Annotated in this window: 30 protein-coding genes; 25 read left to right on the top strand and 5 right to left on the bottom strand. The window is 39.5% G+C overall.

Features of this window, described 5'->3' with window-relative positions:
* Positions 1-137: 137 nt before the first annotated feature.
* The 5 genes from BXO87_RS01915 to BXO87_RS01890 form a co-directional block, all read right to left on the bottom strand.
* Positions 138-800, bottom strand: a complete 663-nt coding sequence (locus BXO87_RS01915) for a hypothetical protein (RefSeq protein WP_076851115.1) — start codon at positions 798-800, stop codon at positions 138-140.
* A 78-nt stretch (positions 801-878) separates the two neighbouring features.
* Positions 879-1094: a hypothetical protein gene (locus BXO87_RS01910; protein ID WP_076851114.1), complete on the bottom strand. Its 216-nt coding sequence runs from the start codon at positions 1092-1094 to the stop codon at positions 879-881.
* 1082 nt (positions 1095-2176) lie between these two features.
* Entirely contained in the window at positions 2177-2449 is a 273-nt protein-coding gene (locus BXO87_RS01905; RefSeq protein WP_076851113.1) for a hypothetical protein, read from the bottom strand.
* Positions 2450-2663: 214 nt separating this feature from the next.
* Entirely contained in the window at positions 2664-3323 is a 660-nt protein-coding gene (locus tag BXO87_RS01895; protein WP_076851111.1) for a hypothetical protein, read from the bottom strand.
* Between the two features lie 46 nt (positions 3324-3369).
* Positions 3370-4734 (bottom strand): DnaJ-like cysteine-rich domain-containing protein, encoded by a 1365-nt coding sequence (locus BXO87_RS01890; RefSeq protein WP_076851110.1) that lies wholly within the window; start codon positions 4732-4734, stop codon positions 3370-3372.
* Between the two features lie 732 nt (positions 4735-5466).
* On the opposite strand from BXO87_RS01890, the gene BXO87_RS01885 reads away from it, so the two are divergent.
* The 25 genes from BXO87_RS01885 (at position 5467) to BXO87_RS01765 (ending at position 22660) form a co-directional block, all read left to right on the top strand.
* Positions 5467-5871, top strand: coding sequence for a hypothetical protein (locus BXO87_RS01885; protein ID WP_076851109.1), 405 nt, complete (start codon positions 5467-5469; stop codon positions 5869-5871).
* A 171-nt stretch (positions 5872-6042) separates the two neighbouring features.
* On the top strand, positions 6043-7278 hold the full coding sequence (locus BXO87_RS01880; RefSeq protein ID WP_076851108.1) for a DnaJ-like cysteine-rich domain-containing protein: 1236 nt from the start codon (positions 6043-6045) through the stop codon (positions 7276-7278).
* Positions 7279-7500: 222 nt separating this feature from the next.
* Positions 7501-8616, top strand: coding sequence for a M20/M25/M40 family metallo-hydrolase (locus tag BXO87_RS01875; protein WP_076851107.1), 1116 nt, complete (start codon positions 7501-7503; stop codon positions 8614-8616).
* Positions 8617-9022: 406 nt separating this feature from the next.
* Positions 9023-9355 carry a hypothetical protein gene (locus tag BXO87_RS01870; RefSeq protein WP_076851106.1) on the top strand — a complete coding sequence of 111 codons (333 nt, stop codon included), beginning with the start codon at positions 9023-9025 and terminating at the stop codon, positions 9353-9355.
* 10 nt (positions 9356-9365) lie between these two features.
* A complete protein-coding gene (locus BXO87_RS01865) occupies positions 9366-9920 on the top strand; it encodes a hypothetical protein (RefSeq protein ID WP_076851105.1) in 555 nt (184 codons plus the stop codon).
* Positions 9921-9960: 40 nt separating this feature from the next.
* Positions 9961-10305 carry a hypothetical protein gene (locus BXO87_RS01860; protein WP_076851104.1) on the top strand — a complete coding sequence of 115 codons (345 nt, stop codon included), beginning with the start codon at positions 9961-9963 and terminating at the stop codon, positions 10303-10305.
* A complete protein-coding gene (locus tag BXO87_RS01855; protein WP_076851103.1) occupies positions 10302-10565 on the top strand; it encodes a hypothetical protein in 264 nt (87 codons plus the stop codon). The genes BXO87_RS01860 and BXO87_RS01855 overlap by 4 nt, the downstream gene beginning before the upstream one ends.
* Before the next feature lie 131 nt (positions 10566-10696).
* Complete coding sequence (locus BXO87_RS01850; protein ID WP_076851102.1) at positions 10697-10969, top strand: helix-turn-helix transcriptional regulator; 273 nt, start codon at positions 10697-10699, stop codon at positions 10967-10969.
* A 175-nt stretch (positions 10970-11144) separates the two neighbouring features.
* Positions 11145-11696 (top strand): hypothetical protein, encoded by a 552-nt coding sequence (locus BXO87_RS01845; protein WP_076851101.1) that lies wholly within the window; start codon positions 11145-11147, stop codon positions 11694-11696.
* 54 nt (positions 11697-11750) lie between these two features.
* Positions 11751-12155 carry a hypothetical protein gene (locus tag BXO87_RS01840; RefSeq protein WP_076851100.1) on the top strand — a complete coding sequence of 135 codons (405 nt, stop codon included), beginning with the start codon at positions 11751-11753 and terminating at the stop codon, positions 12153-12155.
* Between the two features lie 19 nt (positions 12156-12174).
* Positions 12175-12459 carry a helix-turn-helix transcriptional regulator gene (locus BXO87_RS01835; protein ID WP_076851099.1) on the top strand — a complete coding sequence of 95 codons (285 nt, stop codon included), beginning with the start codon at positions 12175-12177 and terminating at the stop codon, positions 12457-12459.
* Positions 12456-12980 carry a hypothetical protein gene (locus BXO87_RS01830; protein ID WP_076851098.1) on the top strand — a complete coding sequence of 175 codons (525 nt, stop codon included), beginning with the start codon at positions 12456-12458 and terminating at the stop codon, positions 12978-12980. Before BXO87_RS01835 ends, BXO87_RS01830 begins: the two co-directional genes overlap by 4 nt.
* A 17-nt stretch (positions 12981-12997) precedes the next feature.
* Positions 12998-13195: a hypothetical protein gene (locus tag BXO87_RS01825; RefSeq protein WP_076851097.1), complete on the top strand. Its 198-nt coding sequence runs from the start codon at positions 12998-13000 to the stop codon at positions 13193-13195.
* A 68-nt stretch (positions 13196-13263) separates the two neighbouring features.
* Positions 13264-13779 carry a DUF262 domain-containing protein gene (locus tag BXO87_RS01820; protein ID WP_076851096.1) on the top strand — a complete coding sequence of 172 codons (516 nt, stop codon included), beginning with the start codon at positions 13264-13266 and terminating at the stop codon, positions 13777-13779.
* A gap of 55 nt (positions 13780-13834) precedes the next feature.
* Entirely contained in the window at positions 13835-15547 is a 1713-nt protein-coding gene (locus BXO87_RS01815) for a DEAD/DEAH box helicase (RefSeq protein WP_076851095.1), read from the top strand.
* Positions 15548-15633: 86 nt separating this feature from the next.
* Positions 15634-15888, top strand: a complete 255-nt coding sequence (locus BXO87_RS01810; RefSeq protein WP_076851094.1) for a hypothetical protein — start codon at positions 15634-15636, stop codon at positions 15886-15888.
* Between the two features lie 27 nt (positions 15889-15915).
* The gene (locus BXO87_RS01805; protein WP_076851093.1) at positions 15916-16134 is read left to right on the top strand and encodes a hypothetical protein; all 219 of its coding nucleotides are present in this window, start codon (positions 15916-15918) and stop codon (positions 16132-16134) included.
* A gap of 43 nt (positions 16135-16177) precedes the next feature.
* The gene (locus BXO87_RS01800; RefSeq protein ID WP_076851092.1) at positions 16178-16945 is read left to right on the top strand and encodes a nucleotidyltransferase domain-containing protein; all 768 of its coding nucleotides are present in this window, start codon (positions 16178-16180) and stop codon (positions 16943-16945) included.
* 1 nt (position 16946) lies between these two features.
* Positions 16947-17258 (top strand): hypothetical protein, encoded by a 312-nt coding sequence (locus tag BXO87_RS01795; protein ID WP_076851091.1) that lies wholly within the window; start codon positions 16947-16949, stop codon positions 17256-17258.
* 90 nt (positions 17259-17348) lie between these two features.
* Entirely contained in the window at positions 17349-17711 is a 363-nt protein-coding gene (locus BXO87_RS01790; RefSeq protein ID WP_076851090.1) for a hypothetical protein, read from the top strand.
* A 231-nt stretch (positions 17712-17942) separates the two neighbouring features.
* Positions 17943-18224, top strand: coding sequence for a hypothetical protein (locus BXO87_RS01785; protein WP_204514285.1), 282 nt, complete (start codon positions 17943-17945; stop codon positions 18222-18224).
* Positions 18225-18330: 106 nt separating this feature from the next.
* On the top strand, positions 18331-19407 hold the full coding sequence (locus tag BXO87_RS01780; protein WP_076851088.1) for a helix-turn-helix domain-containing protein: 1077 nt from the start codon (positions 18331-18333) through the stop codon (positions 19405-19407).
* Positions 19407-20177: an ATP-binding protein gene (locus BXO87_RS01775; protein WP_076851087.1), complete on the top strand. Its 771-nt coding sequence runs from the start codon at positions 19407-19409 to the stop codon at positions 20175-20177. The genes BXO87_RS01780 and BXO87_RS01775 overlap by 1 nt, the downstream gene beginning before the upstream one ends.
* 191 nt (positions 20178-20368) lie before the next feature.
* The gene (locus BXO87_RS01770) at positions 20369-20833 is read left to right on the top strand and encodes a replication protein (RefSeq protein WP_076851086.1); all 465 of its coding nucleotides are present in this window, start codon (positions 20369-20371) and stop codon (positions 20831-20833) included.
* A 537-nt stretch (positions 20834-21370) separates the two neighbouring features.
* Positions 21371-22660 (top strand): DnaB-like helicase C-terminal domain-containing protein, encoded by a 1290-nt coding sequence (locus BXO87_RS01765; protein WP_076851085.1) that lies wholly within the window; start codon positions 21371-21373, stop codon positions 22658-22660.
* The last annotated feature ends 4 nt before the right edge of the window (positions 22661-22664 follow it).

Genomic DNA, 22664 nt, shown 5'->3' with positions numbered 1-22664 from the left:
TGAAGGGCATAGATAGACCCACCCCTCTAATTTTTCTGGTCATTAAGGGTGGGTCTTTTTTTTATTCCGCTATCTTTAAAAACGCCTTGCCGAAAAATTTTTCTTCCGCTAATCAGCAAGGCGCTACCTGATCAAAACTATTTTCTGCTTTTAGGGCAAGACATCTTATATTTCCAAGCAGTAGAGTTACTTTTAGCCCCTTCTTGATTGACCTTAACAACTACCTTTGTAGGGTTATACGCCGGATCGTAATAAAAACTTAAACTCCCTGTTTTAGAGACTTTACCATTTGTGGAAGCTACTGGAGTCTCTTCTTCTCCACTCCAGTAAATAGACATTGAGTCAGGCTCATTAAGAAAATCGTATGTTACTACTACATCCCCTATTTGATTTGGCAATTCATGATAAATAACATAACTTCCGTCACCTAACCCTTTGATACTGTTATCTGCCACTTGTAAATTGCAGCCAAACGGAGCGGCCGGAGTCCCTTCACCTTCAGGTACCGGCTGCGTGCCATCTAAAACAGACATATCACCGATATCCGCTTCAATTGCGCAGAATAAAGAGCCGTCGTCATAGAAGAACATAAGCAAGTAATCTTTAGATCCTTTAAGGTGCGTAGTCGCATTTGAATAGTTCTCGGTTGATGGATAAATTATCCCTGTCAGGGAAGAATAAACCCCATTTAGGGGTTTGGCTCTCTTACCGATATTAGGGTCAGGATGAGGACCAGGCAGCGGAGCAGACTCAACGCTTATACGACTAATAGTACCCTCAGTTAACGCTGGCATAGACATAAGTATTTCACCTCCTATCGTAAAGTCGGTATGTGAAATGCGTAATCCTCTCGCTGAGAGGTTCTGCCAAACAGATACTCAGACTTCGACAACGTAAAGCTCAGTTAAGTCCTCATCTAATACTGCACGATCCACAGCAATTACCTGCCCTTCTCCGACCTCAATATGGATGTCCTCCTCTGAGATGTCTTTTAGGCCTCCTTCAAAAGCTCCGTGCTCACATACAATAAGGACTGCCTGACCTATTAAATCACCTAACTCAGCGAGTGGACGCGGTTCATAGTTTTTCTCCATACTCAATCTCCTCCTAAGTAGATCTTTTAAATGGCCTGTATAGCCGCTCATCTAAAAAACTGATTCACCTCTTCATTTGATAATATAAGTAACCATCATAGTAATCGCTTTAAACCTTGGTAGAATTGCGATTACCCGTTGTACGCACACCAAGTATTCACAAAAAATTTTCTCGAAAATTTTCAACTACCTATACCCCGACTAGGTAAAACCCCATGTGTCAGAACCCTCCCCAATAAAAAGAAGATCACATGGGTACCTCAGCCACCTCAACTCTCCAATCCTTATATCTTGCAGCGGCCCGTGTACGCACAGAAACATCCGAAAAAATTTCCCACAGATCTCACGAACCATACCGGCGCGCAGCGACAAAAACGCAACCCATTCGGCACCGGGTAGGGGTTTATGTTGCTTCTGACTTATCATAATTAATTATTATGTTAAGTCAAACAGTATAAAATGACGTATTTCATCCCTCAATAAACGGGTCAATTGAAATCCTCTAGCTAATCAAAAGAAATAAAACCTATGTCGTGGACTGTCATCCACTTTATTTGTGCTCTGCTTCCCCTGTATAACAGATCCGACTTTAAGATTATTTGTTATCGTCCTTTTCTGCGGCGTTTATTGTTTTTGCTTTTCTTGTTCTACATTTGTACGCAATGTTTTATTTTTATCGAAGCAAAGAGGGACGGCGAACGTATATAAAAATCATCAGATAATAAAGGTATCTAACCATATTGAATACAGTAAAAAGGGCTTGTTACGTCTGCACTTGTATTGTTTTGGTGTATGTGTTTATTCTTCTTATTTATAGGACATCTATTTTAAAGTGCTTTACATTCGTTTAGAGGGGTCTTAAAACATGTTGGTGTATTTGTATAGGATTGTTTATCTCTCTCTATACAGGGGTTGTCTATGGGGTTATTCGTGTATGTCTATAGGGTTCTTTGTGTGTGTTGTTCTCCTATACTACTGTTACTATCCCTTATACTATTAGTGTTATCGTGTGATCAGGGGAGATAGCCCGCCGAGTAGAATAAAGAAAGACAAACAAAAAGCCCTGTGAGGGCTTTCACATCTTATAACATTTCTTTACTATCTACGCCACAAGATAATAATATAAGGTCTTCCATTGACACCCCAGCGTTTTTAAGCTCATTTAAAACAAACCTTAATTGATTAACCTTTTCTTTCAGTCTATCCTCTTTGTAACTATAAGCTTCACCTGTTACGTTACCTTCACCTTTTATGTACTCTAGGCTTTGCACCCTTTCGGAAATATCGACCTTTAAATCTAAATACAGATTATAGTATTCTAGCGCCTGCCATCCCTTATCTCCCAGTAATCCCATGGTTAAGCCTCCTTATGAATCGAACATTATTGTAAAACCTGAATAGTATTCCTGTATATAATAGCCGTACCCTTCTATGTACTCTATAAAGTCCGTTAGTTCGTGCATTACCTCCCTTACTCGAGCTAATACACTTATAGGGGCGTCTGTCTTGTAGTATGTGACACTCCCGCCCGAACTGATAGGGAATACAAATTCATCTTTATACATCTGATCAGATACCCTCCTTAAATTCATTTAAAAATGTTTTAACCTCCTCTACATTATAAAATAGATAGTCTTCCCCTTCTTCCTCATTTCGCTTTAACCTAATCCATCCTTCGCCCGAAATAATTTCCCAATCTTCTGATAAAAGAATAGTCAACATTTCAACAACATCCACAAAACTATCCATTTTATTAAAGTTGATGGGGGACGGGTTCTCTTTTTCTTCACTATGCCATTTTAAGCCCCTAGCCTTATAGAGAGGTTTCCAATGTTGCTCATAAAAATCATAGCCCGCCCCGTCAATTCCAAAGAATATGCCTAGTTCGTCTGATTCATAAACCCAAATACCACAGTCAGCCACAACATCAAGATTGTTTCTTATCCAATCATTGTCGAGACTGTCCCCGAATGTCCACACAGTCCCCCACATAGGAAGGTCATACTTATCATATATATCATCATCATTATTACAATGTTGGCAATATGGTTCCCCGTCTTCATTTTTTACAATGTCTTCACTTTCACAATGCCCGCATACTTTATCTGTAGTAAGTATTTCTACCTCATCTAAAAAGTTTGGATAAGCTTTTTCTATAAGCTGTAACGGAATAGCATTAAACTCCCAAACCCATTTTTTAACCGCTTGATCTAATGTTAATTTATTCATGTTGTTTACCATCCTTTATTTTCTTTTTGTACTGGATGTATCGGGGCTATTTAAGCCCCAACACTTTTTCATCTATCCTAATTTTTATAGAGTTTCCGAAATGGGTGTACCCTTCGCTATAGGGTTCCAGTTCTCTTTCATCACTAACAGTGACATAAGTATCCACAGAAGCGTGCACAAAAGTTTCATAGTCACCGCTACCACCGCAGACGGGGCATTCTATGTCTACTGAACTACCTCTATTATTTTCGACTGTGTATTCACCACTTCCGCCACAAGCCGGACACTCGCAGTTTACAAGCTCTTCAAAGTCATTACATAAATAGACTTCATCTTCCCCTTCTAGTAAAAACTGTCCGTTTGTTTGTTCGATATGAACCGTGGTGCCTTCAATCATCTGAGATAAACTGAAAACATTATAGGAATTTAATAGACTCAATGCCTTGTCTAATTCGTCTTTAGTTTCATTGTTCCCATAAAGTTGCGAACCTATTAGAAATTGTTTTCCATTTATATTTATAAGTCTGCACATTGTGCGGGCTAACATTTTTTCAGATGTATCCGCTACGTCCTCAACATCCTCATGCAGAAAGGCAATAAATAACTTGTTATCGTACATACTAGGCAATAAATCTAGGCATTCTTCATACTCGTTTCGAGGGTCTTGGCATGAAGTTCCGCCCATGCTATTCCAGTCACCTGTACTATAGAAAGACATTCCCGCAATATGCTGTACCCTGTCAGACACCGTTAGATAGAGGCTTTTTTCTGTTTTAATCTGCTGACTATAATAGTCTAGTGTGTATTGGGAAAACCCTTGTTTTCTTAAAAATTTATTTAGCTTTACCTTCCTTTTTCCGTCCACCTTGTACCCTGTTTTCCATTCCTCATAACTAATAGAAAAATTTATAGACTTATTCATCAAAACAATATCGTCCACTAAAACTTTTAAGAAATCCCCGTAGTCCTCCACACGTTCTATTATTACGGGGTAAGTTCCGATAAAGTTGTTTTCTACTCTTTCACTGTAATAGATTTCACTATTTGCATATTCTTCAGTAATGTTGCCACTTTCTAAGATGTCGTCAGCCTCCGAATAACTTTGTTCAACAGTTAGAGGGATTCTTATTCCTGCACCTGCATTGTTAAACCCTACACCGGAAAATAAAGAATTAAATAAGCTTATTTTAATGAAATACTTTAATGCATTTTTCCGATGGCGCTCGGTATTCAAACTGTCCCGATTGTAGTAGTAAAGTAAGTCTTCTCTATCTGTACCGCTGAAAATCCCTAACCGTTTGTACTCTTTAATTCGATGGAGCACATTCCTTTTGTGTGTAAGTACGGTGCGGTACATTGATTTTGAATTTTGAAAAGTTTGTTCCCAGTCTAAAATAGAAATATTATTCATTTTTTCTTACCTCTTTTTCTTTTATTTTGGTCTAGCACTGTAGAGACACAAAACCCGGCGGGAAAACTAGTAAATACGTTTTTCGTCCTGCTCTGTAATCTACTATAAACCTCGCAAATAGTATTGTCAATACTATTTTTATATTTAGTTATAATTGTTTTTTCCTTCTATATAAGGGTAAAAAAAAGACGTCCGGCAATTTGCCGAACGTCTCCAGTTATCCACACGCCTGTGGATAACATTGACACCTGTGGATAAGTGTGCTATAATTTATGTATGGTTGTGGATAACTAAAAAGCGTTTCTAGTATAGTTTGAGCTTCGGATTCATCTCTACTTAACCGACTTAACGGTATAGCCGAAGCAACAGCTGAATTTAACTAATAGTACCTATGCCAATAACTTACATACTATTAGGCGGGCCTTTCAGTTTGCCGAAAAACATCTATTAGGCGGATCAAATAGCCCGCCCATAGATGACCGCCAATATTTTCGTGGCTTTGGTTGGAAGGTAAAACATGTCCTAATAATAGGAGACGGTAATCCAGGGATCACTCGCCTACTTTATTATAATAGAATCAACCTAACACTTAAAGGAAAAGTTACGGACGATTTAGTAAATTACCCTATAAGGCGTTGACAATACAGGATAAAATCTTAAATATAATTTAGTATTTACAATACCATTATTAAATGTTATAATTAACTTATTAAGTCAATCGGAGGTATTTACATGAGTTCGGAGAAAACTTTTAACCGCATTCAATCTCACTTTCCTCAAGGTATTCTTTTGGATACTAGCGGGAATTGCTTTAACCTTTTCGTAGAATTCCCCGCAAAGAATGGCGAACGGGCCGGAGTATTGATTTGGGAGGAATCCGTTATTGTTTACAATAAAAATAATCAGTTCCTTTCGAAAGAAGAATACTGCCAACTAAATAAATCGCTAATGGCTGAAAGCCAGGACGAGACTTTCAAAAAGCACGAACAAGTAATCTTAACAAGCGACGATATTTCTTGGGATGATGATGACAACGAAATTATAGATCCGTCCCCCAATAGCGTATTCGACCACAAGACAACAATGGAGATAGCCAGTACATGGAGAAAATTCAACGGAGCCTTAACTAAAGGGTGAGGGGTATCTGCCCTTCCCTCCCGCTTCTCAAGAGGAGGCTTATTTTTTTTTGATTACAAAATAGTATTTTAAATACCATTTGAAAGTTTTTGAAAAATCTTCGCAACTATCTCAGAAGTTGGCACGATCATTACCGTGATCGAAGGATAAACTGAGAGGGGAAATTCAAACATGTTTAAAGGTAACCTTATGCAACAATCAATGGAGAAAGCTATTGAAATACTTAACAAGTCCGACCTTATTCGTGAAGCGGGTGTTAATTCAGACTTGTACGTAAAACGTGAACAATATCTTGAAGAGATGTTAGGAGAAAAAGGTCATATTTCCTTTCACCCTGTCATAGAAAAAGATTTGACTATAGACTTTATAGACCATCTGTCACCCGAAGTTTCAGCGAAACATCAAGCCTACTTATCCGAATACAGCTACGAGGAAGAGCAGAAAGCGTATAAGGAATACATGCTGTCAAGCAAGCTATACGACAACATTACAAACGATCACCTTTTGAACAATACTATCCCAGGGAAGGTAACTGATTTCATTAAATCCAGGGATATAAAAGGTCTTTCTTCACCAAAGCTTTCAAAACTGCTAGTGAAGTTATTCGGCGAAACGAGTGGTGTGGTTAAGTGGTTCACTAACAAGTGCCCTAAAAAACTAGAGAAAGGGGTGGTTCAAGACTATAAAGTGCACCTTTCAATCTTGCCTCACCATATCGCAGGAATGTCTTATTATGCTCCTTACAATTGGGGCGGCAGCAAATGGATTACAGGCTGGAATAACACATCTTGCATGGATACATCTAGGAACGGTTCCGGCGACTGCATTAATCAATTACCGCCTAACCTACTTGATACCACGCTTGCCGTAGCGTACCTGACATCAGTTGAAAATGACGATCTATTTTCTCCTCGCTTTGAAGCAAGGCTTTTAGTCCGTGTTGTCAAGGTGGCAGACGATAAATACATAATGGTAGGCTTCCGACCATTTTATACAAACAATGAAACTAGGAATTATTTGGTTGAGGGTCTTAAAGCAAAATTCGATAACTTTGTTCAGTGTGACGATCTCAGAAAAGAGTATACAGACTTGTATGGGTCTCACATGTCTTCTTTTTCAACATTCACTGAGGTTGGGTGGTCAAACCCAGGAATTAAGCTTACTTGCGACGACTGTGAGGGAGACGGGACTACGTGGGATGATAAGGAATGCGATGAATGCGATGGGACGGGCTTAATTTCAGGAGATGGTGAAGCCTTCTTCCCTTACGTAGATGATCCTGAGTTCCTCACTTTCTTCAGCGATCAAGTAAAAATATCACTACCGAAGGGGTATTTAATCTCCAAGGGGTATATGAAAGACCGCAAGAAAGAGGTGTCTCCCTCGACACCATACCTTGCTTGCTGACGAACCACATAACCTTCGAGGGACAAGGACATTCAAGTTCAATGCTTCAAGGCCAAGCGCTTCGTCCGGGCCAAGAATTGTATCGGTTGATTTCTCAGCGTTGGAGAGATCAATATTACAAGGTTTAAGTAACCCGCAAATATAAAAATAGTATTTACAATACCATTAAAATATGTTATAATTATTATAGTTGATAAGATAAACGTTAAGGGGACATGCTCAATGAAAAAAATGAAAAAACAACTAATCAAACTATTAAATATCCAGGCCCCATCAGGTGAAGAGCACAAAGTAGTAGAGTACGTGAAACCAATATTGAAAAGTCTTTGTGATAAGGTATGGCTCGATGACTATAAAAACCTTCTCGCTGAGAAAAAAGTCGGTTCCGGGAAAGGCGCAACAATTATTCTTTCAGCTCACATGGACAGCGTCAGCAATATAGCAAAAGAGCGGGTAGTTTATGAATCAAACGGGACTTTTTACACCACTAAAGGTATTCTCGGAGCCGATGACAGAGCAGGGATTGCAATTTTATTGGCTGTTCTTAGAAACGTGGATAAAACAGCTTTCGAAGGTACCATTAAAGTTGCCTTCTCTCGTGAAGAGGAGATTGGTTGCGTAGGTTCTCAAAATATTGATCCCGAGTGGATAAAAGGGTCAGATCTAGCTATTGTAGTCGATAGAAGAGGTAACAAGGATATTGTAGTAGGAAATTACAGTCAAGCGTTCTGCTCAAACGCAGTTGGGAAATTCTTCGAAGACTGTTCCGCTCTTCAGGATATGAACTGGGAAGCAACAGAAGGTGGTATCTCAGACGCATGTACATTTGCTGAATTAAACGTAAATGCTGTCAATCTTTCTGCTGGCTATCTGAACGAACACACTGAGAAAGAATACGTAGTATTTAAAGACATGCAACGAACCGTCAAGCTTATACTCCAAGCCTTTGCGACAATCAATGATTTCGCAGGGAGTTTCGGGGATGTCCCGCTTAGCAATGATTGGATAGAAGGTTTTGACGAAACAATGTATTCCGAAATGTGGGGTGACTACTCCGATCAGTATGAAGACCTGTGGGAAGGACGAGATCAGTATGGTACGGTTACCTCCTCTATTGTCGACGGCAACGTCTGCATCACACAGCGTGTAGGTCAGTCATTAGACGAATTGTATATCTCTAAATCCACATTTGAAAATATTATAAAAGCTTATGAAAGAAACAAAGTGGCAAATTCATATAATTCTTACCTTGTAGACAACCACCTCCCCTCTACCAGCGGGCTAAGTGAATCAGAGAAAGTGGTAATCGAAAAACACGGGAAGATAGGAACATTTTGATAAACCTGCTGTCTCTGCTGCCATAGATATCCGAATATTCCGTCTAGTTTTCAAATCTTGTGGCAGGCTGGGTGTTATGTTGTGCTCTTTTGAGTCTCTGATTAGGTAATCTTATGACCATACCCCTACTAAATGGTACAGAAAGGACAGGGGTATGGCTTCCATGGTATTCTAACCACCATTTATTCATAGGGAGATGGTAATTTGAATCAAGGGCTATTATCTTTCAAAGGTACAGTAAAGGAATTCAGACTGTTTTTGGGAGGTTTACGTAAGGACTTATCTGAAGGAATTGAACACAAGTTACACTCTACAATCAAAGTGGTCAAGAAATATCACGAATAGGGTTAAGCAACCCGTGCCCGTACATAAGATTGAATTCAAAATATATTTTGGAGTGGATAATATGCTTAGAAACGATGATCAAAATACAGAGGTAAGCCACCTACCTAATGGTTGGGTTCGCCTAGAACACCAATACGCCTACTGGGTCTACTTGAAGACCTTTATGCACGAGGGCCAAGCCTTGACAATATACATGGATGACTTTTCTGTAGAGCCTATTTCCATAAAAGCTTACCATATAGATGACTTGGTTATCGACGAAGGTTGGGTTAACCTACATAAGAATACTATTATCGGGTGTAATAAAATGGATGTTGAGTTTTTCAAGCCTCACCTGCCCGAACACATATACCAGGAACTGAAAAAAGCGCACGATGAGTTCTTCGAAGGGTGAGGTGGTATTGTTGAACTTAAATAAAAAAGAGCTGGAAATTAAAAATCTAATGGAAAACGTATTCGTCCCTACTCTCCACGGTATACTTCAAAAAGCGAATCCACGAGCCTATAGACAATGGGGAGGTAACGCATGCCGGCAAACTGCAATTTTCGGTGCAGCCATCCTCCGACATCTATTACCTGAGTATAAATGGACAGTTTGGGATGGCGACTTCTCCGATATCGTTAAAGGTCGGAAAGTGGAATACAATCATGCTTGGATACACGGAGTAAATAAAAAAGAGCGGAAAGGTTTATTAGTCGATCTAAGTCGTTTGTACCATGAGCGACTCTTCCTCCCCGTCACTCAAAATAAGTACCCGAAGAAACATCCGTCATATGAGAATATGAGGCTTATCCGCAAGAAGCAAATGGACATTGAGGAATGTCTAAACGAAATTGAATACTACACGGAAAAAGAAGGTCGCGAACTGCTGACCACCATTGTAACTGAAATGACATTGAGAGACGGATCAATTAACAGAAAAGCAAATGATATCGGGTTGACGAATCCACCGCAATAGCGGAGACTTAAAGCAATAAATTGTAGAGAGGGCGAATTAAATGAGCAAACCATCAAACCTTAAAAGAGATACCAGCGTTCAGATTTTGGTATCTGATGGACCGCCGTACAAGATTATGAATAAAGAGGGTGACCTTGTGGGCTTGACTCTCCAGGACGGCGTGGGAGTTTACTTACACAATGTCAACTTTAAGTTAATAGATGACCTCCCTACTTTAGAAGGTCGTTATAAGGGCAAGATTGAGGAAGAGCGTCTGAACATAAGTGACGGGATCGGCGTGATGTACGATCCGGCTAAGCAGATTTTCACAGATGGTCGGGGTGAAATAAAGACTGCCCGCATGGTGCAAGTATATAATGGGATAATAAAGGTGGTAATAAAATGAGTGAGATGTCTTTTACTGACGTTCAAAAAGTTAGAGTAAACCTACTAGCTGAGGAACTTAACCGGAGCCTGGAAAGCCTTATTCAAGACTTAGGCCGTGTAAGGGAATATATTGCTGACAGAACATTAGACAGAATTAATTCATCAGGTGAGGTGCAAGATAGAGGGCGGAAAGTAGATGTGTTGTGCTGCCAAATAAGAACAATCCTCTCCGCAGTAGAAGAATTCGAGTCTCGCCAAACTGTTACAAGAGCTATTTAAAACCGGGGGCTTAATGCCTCCTCTTTTTTTTTGTAACGTACTTTATAGTATTTACAATACAATCTTAAATATGTTAAAACATATAAAGACGGTTACAAACCAAAGTAGCACGGAAGATCGGAGGTCACCCCATGGCAAAAACAAAAAAATACAGCTACAAGAGTGAAAACAAGTTAAAACACTTCATCTCAATCAAAAGAGCTGAAAAAGCTCTCGAGACAGGGAGAAAGGTTTTAATTGCAGACGTCGAAAAAGAGTTGGCTGAGTATTGCGAGGTATCTCTTGATACGGTTAGATTTATCAAAAGAAACGTAAATCAACCATCCTTGGAAGTGGCCCTGAAAATGGGTGAATACTTTAGCTTACCTGTCGAAGAGATATTTGAATTAAAGGATAATGAGTAATCTATCTTTGTTAGGAGAAGGGTCACACCTTCTCCTTTAAAAACTCAAAATAATAGTATTTACAATACTATTATAATATGTTATAATAAAATTACCAACTTGGCCGCAACTAGCCATACTGCTAAAACGATAACTATTTTGGTTTAAGACCATAATTTAAGAGGTGCAAAAAGTTATGACAAAAGATCAATTTTCAACAATGTCTTCTTACTATACTGAGAAGTACGGAACCCCTATAAACTCAAGTGACGCAATAAGCAAGTTAGTTTCAATGTACGGTGACCTTTTCGACGAAGTTCCAAAACAGGAAATTAAAGAAGGCATAGCGGAATATTATCGAATCTTATGTAGTCGTGAGTTAGACGCCTATATTTGGATTGCTGAATGTCTCCACGTTACTTCGAAAAAAGAGAGATCGAAACGTACCTTTGGCTATTGTGTGGGTATGTTACGCTCTTGGATGAAGCATGGTTTTGGACATATACCGAACCAGGAGGAAGACGAACTGGTCGCTTATTTCCAAGAAGTTACCGGATTCGAGGTTAAACATAAGGCCCGCAGTGTTATTCAAAACCTCATGGGTAAATATGGGATCATCAAAGTAACTAGGATGATAGGAACTTTAGCAAACTCAAGCGATATGGACCTTGTTTTGATGATGTACCTAAAGGAGTTAATGGAGAACGAATATAACTTAGACGTTTTAAGTGAACAGATTCAAGAATAGTTCAATTCAGAATCTACGTACCTATACGCAGTTTAATTCCCACGGAGGGTGAAAATGACACTACAGAGTGAAGTATTTAACATCGCCGGCAAAGGCCAACTGACCGTGGACAATTTCAACGGTAATGCGGTCGCTTTAGAGGGTAACATCAAGGAAAGATCAGGAAATAACGTCTTTGTTAGCGTCAACCAAGAAGGGGAAGCTTCAGTGATGCAAAAGAATCCCTACCACAGAGTTTTCTATTACGACTACATAAGTGCTGAAATTTATAATGACAACGAGCTAGGTAAACAATATTATTGGGGTTATGAGCACGTCCTGCAAGTATTGATAGGTTATTACGACAATGCAGGAGAGTTTACATTTAACGAAACAGCTTCAGAGCTTTTCGACGAGACTGCACTCAAAGAACTCAAGATAGCTGTAAACTCATTTTGTTCACCCCACAGTCTCAAATAGGTCACAGGAGGAAATCGAATTGGTTAGAAAAGAATACCCATTTAAATTAAAGAACAACTTGGGACATTATTTAAGAATCAAACAAGCAGAGTTAACTATCAAAAGAAACAAACCTGTCAGCCTCCAGGAAGTGCATAAAGAGATAGCTGACTATGTAGGTGTCGCCCATAGCTCAGTGACTTTTATTAAGTCAGAAAACTACAACCCATCTCTGATTGTGGCTATGGCTATTGCTGAATACCTCGGGGTAGCTGTTGAAGATATATTTCAAATCGAACGTAAAAAAGAGGACGCTGAATATTGAAGCACGTTGCTAGCCGCCTTGTTAGGTACGCAGACAAAAATAAAGTTATCCATGCTGACGAAATATTAGATGTCGCTCTCCGCCGCCTAGCAACGGACAAGACAATCAACCATAAGATAAGATCTGCATTGTTCGACATTGACCCTCAACTGGAATTGCTGGTACCCAGGCAGGTAGATAACCCTGAAAAGCAGTTTAAAAGGTCTCTACAGAGAAAGTTTGGACTTAGAGTTAATCTTTCCACCTTAAAAGAAGACTACCCAAGCAGGTATAGGAAATTGCAAACTTACGGGCCACCCTCAGAGGTCCTCCTTCGTTGGGGGCTTGACTATACCTATAGCAGCACCATTTCTCCGAACCGTTTCAAGGAACTATTAGGCGCACTTTATGAAGGGCAGCAAAAAATTTCAGGGCTATACAAGCGTGATAAAAAGCTTTATATGGCTATTTCCCACCAGGCACAAAAAGAAGGGTTATCTTTCAAAGAATACATTGAAACACTTGGGTTTCAATACGAGTAAAATACGGAGGTTCACTAATGGATACAAACAACATCGAAAAGATTAAGTTTACTAAAATCACCCAAGAAATAATGAACATCATCCGAAAATTTGGGGACGAAAATAAAGAACTAGAGGAAGCATTGTTCAATCTAATCGATTTAGTAGAAGGAGAGCAAAGAAGCCTCGATAACATTAAAAGTTTAGCATTCGAGTTGGCTAATAAACTTACTTGATACAGTTCCCTTTGTCCCCGCAATTAGATTATATAATCTAGGGTTTTAACAACAGGAGGTCGATTATTTTGCGTTTCAGGGATATAAAGCCGTTCATTAGTAGTGGTGGGTACGCTATTGATGTTGGATTAAACTATCTCAAGACAACAATTGATGAATACTTGGAATACGGACTCGAACTTAACCCTGACTTCCAGCGAGGCCATGTTTGGAACGAAAAACAGCAAACAAAATTTGTTGAATTTTTACTCAGGGGTGGAAGATCAGGGTTAGATATTTACCTCAACCACCCAAACTGGCAAGGCGGTGGTGATGGGTGGTTTGTTTGCGTAGATGGACTTCAACGTATTACGGCGTGCCTCAGGTTTTTAAACAACGAGATAAAAGTTTTCGGTCACTATCACCATGAATTCGAAGATAGACTCCCCCACTCTGCTAGACTGCGAATCCACGTCAACAGCCTCAAAACAAGAGAAGAAGTTTTGGAATGGTATATCCAACTCAATAGCGGCGGGACGGTCCATTCGGATAAGGAAATCGAACGAGTCAAAAAGCTTTTAGAACTCGAAAGATTAGCACCCTAAAATCGCAACTCAACTCAGCTTAAAAGCGACCACTTATTGTAGGTGAGGTGATCATATGATTGAAGTATCTAAATTTACATCCCATAATCAAGACTATTTAAAAATAAAATTAAGGAAATTAGACCCCGAAATCGTAAACATAATCATGACAATCGATGGCTGGGGTAAAGCTCAAGAACCTATGTGTTACGGCCTCCCCTACTCCGCTTTAGGTGAGTTTTTTCAGAAGACAAAGGACTACATGGTTGTTTGGAAAAGTAATGCAGATAGTATGGGCACTCTAGCCAGAGGCATTGACACAAGAGATATCCCTACCGAGTGCATAGTCGACTACGAACCAAAGTTGCCGCTCAGAGAACATCAGATAGTGACCTTTAATCTTATGTTACAACGAGACTTCCTTTTGATCTCAGATCAAGAAGGTGTAGGAAAAACACCACCCATACTGTGCCAACACGACGCAAAAATTCAAAACGGTATCGCTAAGTGGGGTCTATATGTTACCAAAGCTGGTCTCATTTACGATGTTAAAAACCAGGCAGAAAAGTTCACGCATTTAAATGTAGTTACGGTTGAAGGTAAAGCAAAACAGAGAGTCAAAAAGTACGAGCTGTTAGAAAGAGATGATAGCGTCGGACTGGTAGTGGTTTCTTACGAGACATTCCGTACAGACATCCAACACTTCATCTCCATCAATAAAGCGAAACCTTTTGACATTATGTATATCGACGAATGTCACAAAATTAAAAATGTTGACACTTCTCTTGGAAAACTCATCCACAGGATCGGACCCAAACAAAGGTATGCAATTACTGCCAGCCCAGTTATAAATGAAATAATCGATATGTACAACATGCTGTTTTGGATGGGGGCAATTCGGTATAACTATTTCCATTTCCGCAATAAATTCTGTGAGTTGGATGGTTGGGGTAACATAGCTAGATATAAAAATCTTTGGGAAATTAAAACAATCTTGCAATCGAACATGTTACGCCGTTTGAAGACAGATGTACTAAAAGACCTCCCCCCTGTTGTATCTAAACCTATTTATGTCGAGATGACTCCACCGCAAAGAAAGCTGTATAACGCTATCGAAAAAGGTGATTATGAGGGTATTGATTTTGAGGACATGTTCTTTGAAGACGTACCGTCTGAATTAGCGAAGCACGCTCGGTTAGCTCAGGTTGCAGAATCAGCTGAAATTGTGGGCGGAGATTCAGGTAAAAAAGGTAGTGGAAAACTTACAGAGCTGGAGAATCTCCTTGAGGAGATTACAGATCGCGGAGAGAAAGCTATAGTGTTTACAAGGTCTAAACGAATGACTCACGTTATGGTGGAGCACTTCTCTCAATATAACCCCTCCTATATCACTGGGGATGTTGGTACCCAGGCTAAAGGCAGTCAAGAGGTATCAGAGAGACAAATGATGGTCGATAAATTTCAAGAAGACGACTCCTGTAAAGTAATTATCTGCACTGAATCCGCAAGCCGGGAAGGCTGGACTGGTACCAAGGCCAACAATGTCATTTTCACTAGCAAGCCTTGGTCTCCAAGTTACATTTCTCAATGTATCGGTAGGGCCTGGAGGTTCGGGCAAACCGGAGGAGCTACAGGGTCAATTAACGTCTACTCCCTCATTAGCCGGAGCACTATCGACGAAAGAATCGAAAAGCTTCTAGAGGAAAAACAGTTTGTTATTGATAGCACAGTAGAACAACCGTTAGGGACACAGAAAATCCTTAGTGTTCTTGATGGCGCCTCCGCTTAGGCGGGCAACCCACTTCACCAAAAGGTCTTTAGGCGGCCGTATTAATTCACCACAGGGCTAACTCCCCTTTAACTCGGAGGTACACTATGAAACTGAATACAGAACAACAGAGTTATAACGGTATCCCGCTGCGACTGATTAAGCGTAATTACAAACAGTATAAAGCGAAGCGATTTTTAATTAATGACACTAACCAAAACGTATGGATACCTAACAAACACCTTGAACAGGATGGGACCATAAAGAAAGGTGAAAACCTAGATTACATTTTTAGAAAGTCCCATAGAAAACTAGAGATTGCAAGTGTGCCTAACGTCAGGCGGTCCAATCCAAATAACTAAACAGAATTTACTTAGGGAGAGATTACTATGAGCAAGTATGCGGTAGCTGTCGATAGATTTCAGAAAGACCTTGAAGTTGTTATTGTCAATGCCCCCGATGAAATATCTGCTATGGTCGAAGCCGTTGGAGAACTTGATCTATGGGGTATCGAAGATAAGATGAAACCACCATTCAAGACAGTTGACGACGGTATAGATTTCTATCTTCAAGGCGATTTGGCTATTTCAAGACCCGTAAGCATATAACCTATTTGATTGCACCATTAAGATCGAAAGAAGGAGGACCATTATGACTAAAGTAGATTTACACCAATCCAACGTAGGGTGGTTAGAGGAAAGAACCATTCTTCTAGCACCTACAGGTAGTCATGCTTACGGGACAAATACCGATTCTTCTGATAGAGATTTCAAAGGGATTTGTGTCCCCCCTATCGAGTATTATTTCGGCTTAGAGTCATTCAACGAGTACAACAATACCGGAGGAAAGAATTTCAAAAACACAAAAGATGATGTAGATATCAGTATCATACACATTAACAAATTTGTTAGAGACGCTATGCAAGGTGTCCCTAACAACATTGAAATTCTTTTTATTAACCGTGAGGATTATATTAGGATATCCTCTTTGGGTGAACTTCTAGTAGATAATCGCCATCTGTTCCTCTCTAAAAACATACAGAAAAAGTTCGGTGGCTATGCCTACTCACAAATCCAGAAATTAAAAGCAAAAAACTCAAACGGCGCAGGCAGGCAGGATTTAATCGGAAAGTTTGGGTACGATACAAAACTCTTTATGCACAGTGTCCGCTTGCTTACGAGCGCTATTGAAATTCTAGAAACTTGTGATTTCAGCACCCACCGACCAAACAGGAAACTACTCTTAGACTGTAGGAACGGAGCGTATACTTTTGAGGAAGCATTGGAAATGATCGAGGAATTAGACAATAACTTAAAGAAAATTTCCAAAAGATCACCTCTGCCTGATAAGCCCGATTACCGAAAGGTCAGCAACCTACTTATCGAGATAAACCAAAAAGCCGCCAGGGAGGTAATTTAGAATGAGTACATGGATTTTAACTGATGAAGTGAAGGAGAAGTATACTCCAGTCATTCAGGAGTTTATCGATAAGGTTGAAGCAGCCACTTCACAAGACACTGAGGAGTTATTAGAAATCGATCTAAGCGATACCGCTCTCAACCCTTATACGTTGGAACAATTACTGAAGGGTCTTGGCTATAGTAGTTCAGAACAAAACTATAATGGTTGGCAAATGGACTACTGGATTACAATGTCTAAGGATGGGGCCAAGCCCCTTGATATCAACGGTACTGGAATTACATTCGAGTTGAAATTATCCGAGGTAGGTTGACTCCAAAACTTCAATGAAGTATCCTGTGACGTGTGTGAAAGTGAATCAACAATTTATTTTAGCCACCAATTATTGAAAGGTTTGGTTTAGTTGGGCGCGTGGATTAAAGACGAAACACATCTCGAACGAAGAAAATTTATCGACTATATTTTTGGGCTAATTCGATATGAGATACACAAAGGAGAAGGCAACAACCAACGTCTAGAAGTGCTAAGCAAAATCCACCATGATCTCCTTTATGTTGAAGATCTTGAGCAAACGGACGGATGGCAGAGGAAACAAAAAGGAAAAAACGAATTAGACCTTGCTTTAGAGAAGATACAAGTATTAACTTCCGAATTAAATACAGCCTCCTCTCTACTTTCGACAATCCTTAACAGCATAGGCAGCAGTACGACCAAGAAAGAGATTTTAGAACTTATTGGTGAGGTAAAAGAGAATTACCCCTTCTAAGTTATTGGCAGTTGCTAAACAACAAAACTAAATCTTCCGGAAGAGGTTAAGCATGTACAAAATTTATTATCTATACAACCATAAAACCTTTGGCTTAAAGAAGATGAGGTCAAGCCGCGAATAGACTACCTGCTTTCTAGGAATGCGATTAACATCAAGATAACTCAAATGGTAAACGTTACCGAAAGATTTATTTAACCATTCGCCATTATTTGTGTAGGAGGTACAATAGTGAACAATATATTAAGAGTATGCCATATACCGCAATTGCCTTGCAAAGCTTTCAAAGTTGAAGTGAAAAACTTAGAGGAGGCTTTACTAGTCAGTAAAGTTTTAGGTGATTATGACTTATTTCAATACAACAATAGGATCAAAGGAGATTACGCAAACGTGACATTTGTAGAAATGTTTGATGAGGAGTTACAGGAATGGGTTTCCTGGTACGATGAAAAGACAGGCATTGACGATATTGCAGATTTTGCAGATCACCTTAAACAAAAGGAAATAGTGTGAATCGGACTAAATAAAGGCAACCCCATGGGGGTTGCCTTTTTCATTTTGACTTTATCGCAACTATCCCCTTACCCACCACGATAAATACAACGAGGGGGTGAAACTGTTGTCAACCAAAGTAAGCGTATCAGATGAAAAACAATTCATATACCGTGATTCTTTTAATAAAGGGCATATTCAAACACCTAGTATGGTCGAGAACTGCCTCAATCTAAGCAATGACGCAAAAACCGTTTACTCAAATATTCTAAACCACGTTTATGAGAAAGGGCATTACGCCTTTCCCAGCACTTATAAGTTAGCTATTTCGAGTTCTTGCTCCGTCAACAGTGTCGTCTCTTATATAAACGAACTAGTCAGTAAGGGGCTAATCGAAAAAGAGACTCGTGGACGAGGAAGGAGTAACCACTATCACGTAAAGGACGTTCACCAGGTCCCTCTCCTACTCGTATCTGAGATGTTTTGGAGAAGCATGTCTAAGCTGACTCACCTCTATGGTTGGAGGAAAATACTTCCGGCGAAAGATAAAATTCTAAAGTATATGGAGGAGAACGGCTACCGACTACAAGACATGAGTACGGAGGAGGACTCTGAAAAACAGTTAATCGAGCTTTTAAAACATGTCCTGAGAGGGGGAGATTTAGAAGTGGGTCTACTTCCTAGAAACATGAAATTTCAAAAGCCTACCGCTAAAGAAGAACAAACAATTTCTTCAACAGCAGCGGAGGAAGAAAATGCACAGAATTCAAGGAGAAAACGCAATGTCCCTGTAGGAGACAAGAAAAACCATTGGGGGTTAATGACGGTGTCCGACTGGGGCGTCGAACAGTTTAAAGAATATTATTACGACAAGTATTTAGATAAGACCGGCCATGCCCACCCACGCAATATAAAGAAACACACCGGAATGATGAGAAACGTTATCCGAAACACTGGTGGCAAAGAGCTTCTAAAAAAATATATAGACGGTGTTTTTGATATTGGGTATGACAACCTAACTCTTGATTACCTTTCATCTAACCGGATTGGGGAGGTTCAGACCTACCTCCTTAACGGTAAGAAGCCATTCTATATCGAGAAGAAGGAACCGAAAAAGCGAGAAACCGACAGTGTTCTAGTACAGCCTACAGAGACACTCTCAAGTGAAGAAATGCTTAAAAAGATGTTAGGAGGAAACGATTAATGATTCAACAAAAAGATCCTTATACCACATGTGCTTCCTGCCTAGTGAAGGATTGGTGCGGCCGAAGAAGCGGAAAAACCCCCCTCCCCTCTGATTATGACGTCAACCCTGAATGTAATGGGTACGTGTTGTTAGAACAAGCATTTTCCTTATCAGGTATCCCTCCTGAATACCGAAATGCAAATCGTGGGAGGTTTGCGTACGATCAAGATAATGAACGCTTTAAATCATACTTCGAAGGCGTTTTCGACACAGTCAATGAGCAAGTAAGCAAAGGAAACAACTTAGGTTTTGTACATCCCCAGAAAGGTACAGGAAAAACCTATACGGCCATCTCTTTTGCTATGGAATTTTTATTAAACAATGTAATGAATCCTTTGATGTTTGATTTTGAAAATCCGCTTGTCCTCTACATCAAGTACGGTACCTGGGCTAATGAGTTACGTCAAGTGTATCAACTGAACGACGAAGACTACAGTTTGAAAATTCTAAAAGACATGCAAAAAATGAAAGAAGTCCCCTTGTTAATTCTTGATGATATTGGCAGCGGCCGGCTCACTAAGTATGTGAGAGACTTAACCTATGATCTCATCGACTACCGGAAAGAGAATAAACTATCGACCTTCTTCACTTCCAATTTAGGTATCCCGCAACTGGAGAGCGAAGACTGTTTAGGAGATATTATTACTTCCCGGCTGTTATACAATACTACTGTTTTTCAGTTAGGTGGCCGCAACAGAAGGACAGAAAAAACAATCATAATTCCTTAAAAGATCCCTTGATCCCCTACTCTTAGGATAGATCTAGGGGATCTTTATATACTTTTACACATTTTTTCTAAAATATAGTTGACAATTATTCAAAATTTTGTTTAAATTGGTTCATTCCTTTATCTTTTAGTTCAATAGTATCACCCGAATAGTCCCATAAACCCAAGAATAAAACTTAGGGGTGGTAAGTATTGCAGAAATGGTCATACGAAGCTAACGAAAAAATCGATCGGGCATTTAATGGGATTGTAGGCAGCCAATACATGAACAGAAACCCTGATATCGTAGCGAGTGAAATACACATAAGCAGGGAAATGCTAAAAAGGGATTTCACAAAAAGACAGTTGAAAATTATTACTTTTATTTATACGTTCTCATTCCCCTACAACAAAAAAGTAGCACTTATTAAAAACATGCAGGATTTTGAATTATGTGGGGTTAGCAAGACGAAAATAGCTGAAGAACTAGATAAATTAACTGAATTAAGGGTCATTGAATGGGATAAAGGAACAAAAGAATTTTCGATAAATGACCCTCATTACTGGGAAGTTCCCTTTAATCGAGGATTCTCAGACACAAGGTCCCAACAGATGGTCATAGAGAATCTCGATCACGCAGGAGTTGATATATCTGAGATTGTACCAAGGCTCAAATAAGAGCCTTATCTTTTTAGGTACTATTCCCAAAAAAGAAACCCGAATAGTGAATATGATTCTAACGGGCAGACTTGGAGAAACCTTAAAGAGTAGGACAAAAGAACCGAAACAACATACCTATTTAGTATTTACAATACCATTTTAATGTGTTATAATTATTTCATCGAGTTAGTTACAAAGGAGAGATAATCTTTGGATCAACTTTGCCAGCTTCATAAAAACTACTTCAAACAGCAAACCCTTCAAAAACTTGAATACGTCAATAAACCAACATAGTTTAATATTAAAAGATTATTACTGGAAGGTAGCCCAATAGGGAAATTACATCACACGTATAGGAATGAACCTACGATTTTGAAACAAAACCGAAACACAGTGTGTATACACCAATCCCACTAAATGGCCGCCTTCCCCTTTTTAATCAAAAACCAAACATACGTTCTTATTTGATTAAAAATAAAAAAAATATTTTTTCGCAACTAGCTAGGTACCTCCTCCGATAACTAATGTGATCATAGAGAAAGTGAGGGCCGCCTTATGCCGAGTATCGAAGAATTGCAATTATTGAATTATTCCCTCGAAACAAAAGATTGGGATGTTGTAGATAAGAATGGGTTTAATGAGGAATATTTCCCTGTCCATAAAGACGCTTTTAATTTCATAAGCAGTTTTAAAAAAACCAACGGACAGCTACCAACCCTTGAAACTGTCATGAACAAGTTCGAAGAATTTGAACCAGTCGAAATAGAGAAAGTCGAGATTGTCGTCGATTCTTTAAGGGAGGATTGGCTACATAGGCAATATAAACCTGTTTTGAAAAAATCAGCAGAATTAGTGGCCGAAAAGAAAACTATTGACGCTCTTCAAGAGATGAAAATCCAATCCACCAATCTTTTGAAGTTGGTAGGCAGTCAAAGTAGAGGGTATTCATACATAGGGATGGCAGAGCAACGTAAAGACAAATACCTTTCTATCCATGGAAGAAACGAGAACGACATCCTCGGATACACAACAGGCTTTGCTCCCTTAGACTTGGCAACTAATGGAATGGTCAGTGGCGGAGAGGAGACGGATTACTTTTTAGTCTTCGCCCCTTCCAATATGGGTAAGACTTTGATGACTTCCTTCATGTTACAGTCTCAGTGGAATAGTTCTTTGGATTGGGATTTCCCGGCATACTTTGCACTTGAACAAAGAGCGGAAGAGATTGCAAGGAACTGGGATAATGTCCTTGCCGGGGTATCTAATTTAGCAATGCAACGCGGGACAATGACGGAAGAACAAAAAGACAAGTACATTGATTTTCTTGATTGCCTAAAACAAAAGCAAAAAGACATGGTAGTTTATGATGTTCAAAGTAATGGAGGACGGCCGTACACTATATCAGAAATCCAACGTATTCTCGAATCAGAAGGCCACAATCGATTTGTTTTAGACCAGTTATCGAAGGTTAGATTGAATAATTCACTCGGGAACGGAGATCTCCGACAAAGATTATTCGATGTTTCCGCAGAAGTCAGGGAAATGATTTTAGGTACAGGGATTCCAGGGTACATTGTTGCCCAAGCAAACCGTGACTCTGCGAAGAGAGTTAAGAAAAGCTTGGAGAATAGTGAAGTTCAAGGCGAGGATGTTGGCGAAACATATGCTATTTTCCAAGACGCCAGTAAAGGGATCTCGATCATTAAAATAAACGATAATACTTTTAAAGTCCAAGTAATCAAAAACCGAGGGAATGCAAGTAACCAGAGCTTTTTAGTCCGGTATAACTTTGACACTGGTCTTGTAAATGTACTTAACGGTGAAATTGGAGAGCAATTTTTCTAGGAGT

It is taken from the genome of Bacillus sp. GZB (genome assembly GCF_001975995.1).
GTDB lineage: Bacteria > Bacillota > Bacilli > Bacillales > Bacillaceae > Bacillus > Bacillus velezensis.
Note: the sequence above shows the minus strand (reverse complement) of the source record. Positions and strands in the feature narration are given on the sequence as shown.

Bases quoted from the DNA above. Each gene is read 5' to 3' on its own strand.
- BXO87_RS01915 (WP_076851115.1), bottom strand. From the start codon at position 800: ATGTCTATGCCAGCGTTAACTGAGGGTACTATTAGTCGTATAAGCGTT.
- BXO87_RS01910 (WP_076851114.1), bottom strand. From the start codon at position 1,094: ATGGAGAAAAACTATGAACCGCGTCCACTCGCTGAGTTAGGTGATTTA.
- BXO87_RS01905 (WP_076851113.1), bottom strand. From the start codon at position 2,449: ATGGGATTACTGGGAGATAAGGGATGGCAGGCGCTAGAATACTATAAT.
- BXO87_RS01895 (WP_076851111.1), bottom strand. From the start codon at position 3,323: ATGAATAAATTAACATTAGATCAAGCGGTTAAAAAATGGGTTTGGGAG.
- BXO87_RS01890 (WP_076851110.1), bottom strand. From the start codon at position 4,734: ATGAATAATATTTCTATTTTAGACTGGGAACAAACTTTTCAAAATTCA.
- BXO87_RS01885 (WP_076851109.1), top strand. From the start codon at position 5,467: ATGAGTTCGGAGAAAACTTTTAACCGCATTCAATCTCACTTTCCTCAA.
- BXO87_RS01880 (WP_076851108.1), top strand. From the start codon at position 6,043: ATGTTTAAAGGTAACCTTATGCAACAATCAATGGAGAAAGCTATTGAA.
- BXO87_RS01875 (WP_076851107.1), top strand. From the start codon at position 7,501: ATGAAAAAAATGAAAAAACAACTAATCAAACTATTAAATATCCAGGCC.
- BXO87_RS01870 (WP_076851106.1), top strand. From the start codon at position 9,023: ATGCTTAGAAACGATGATCAAAATACAGAGGTAAGCCACCTACCTAAT.
- BXO87_RS01860 (WP_076851104.1), top strand. From the start codon at position 9,961: ATGAGCAAACCATCAAACCTTAAAAGAGATACCAGCGTTCAGATTTTG.
- BXO87_RS01855 (WP_076851103.1), top strand. From the start codon at position 10,302: ATGAGTGAGATGTCTTTTACTGACGTTCAAAAAGTTAGAGTAAACCTA.
- BXO87_RS01850 (WP_076851102.1), top strand. From the start codon at position 10,697: ATGGCAAAAACAAAAAAATACAGCTACAAGAGTGAAAACAAGTTAAAA.
- BXO87_RS01845 (WP_076851101.1), top strand. From the start codon at position 11,145: ATGACAAAAGATCAATTTTCAACAATGTCTTCTTACTATACTGAGAAG.
- BXO87_RS01840 (WP_076851100.1), top strand. From the start codon at position 11,751: ATGACACTACAGAGTGAAGTATTTAACATCGCCGGCAAAGGCCAACTG.
- BXO87_RS01825 (WP_076851097.1), top strand. From the start codon at position 12,998: ATGGATACAAACAACATCGAAAAGATTAAGTTTACTAAAATCACCCAA.
- BXO87_RS01815 (WP_076851095.1), top strand. From the start codon at position 13,835: ATGATTGAAGTATCTAAATTTACATCCCATAATCAAGACTATTTAAAA.
- BXO87_RS01810 (WP_076851094.1), top strand. From the start codon at position 15,634: ATGAAACTGAATACAGAACAACAGAGTTATAACGGTATCCCGCTGCGA.
- BXO87_RS01805 (WP_076851093.1), top strand. From the start codon at position 15,916: ATGAGCAAGTATGCGGTAGCTGTCGATAGATTTCAGAAAGACCTTGAA.
- BXO87_RS01800 (WP_076851092.1), top strand. From the start codon at position 16,178: ATGACTAAAGTAGATTTACACCAATCCAACGTAGGGTGGTTAGAGGAA.
- BXO87_RS01795 (WP_076851091.1), top strand. From the start codon at position 16,947: ATGAGTACATGGATTTTAACTGATGAAGTGAAGGAGAAGTATACTCCA.
- BXO87_RS01775 (WP_076851087.1), top strand. From the start codon at position 19,407: ATGATTCAACAAAAAGATCCTTATACCACATGTGCTTCCTGCCTAGTG.
- BXO87_RS01765 (WP_076851085.1), top strand. From the start codon at position 21,371: ATGCCGAGTATCGAAGAATTGCAATTATTGAATTATTCCCTCGAAACA.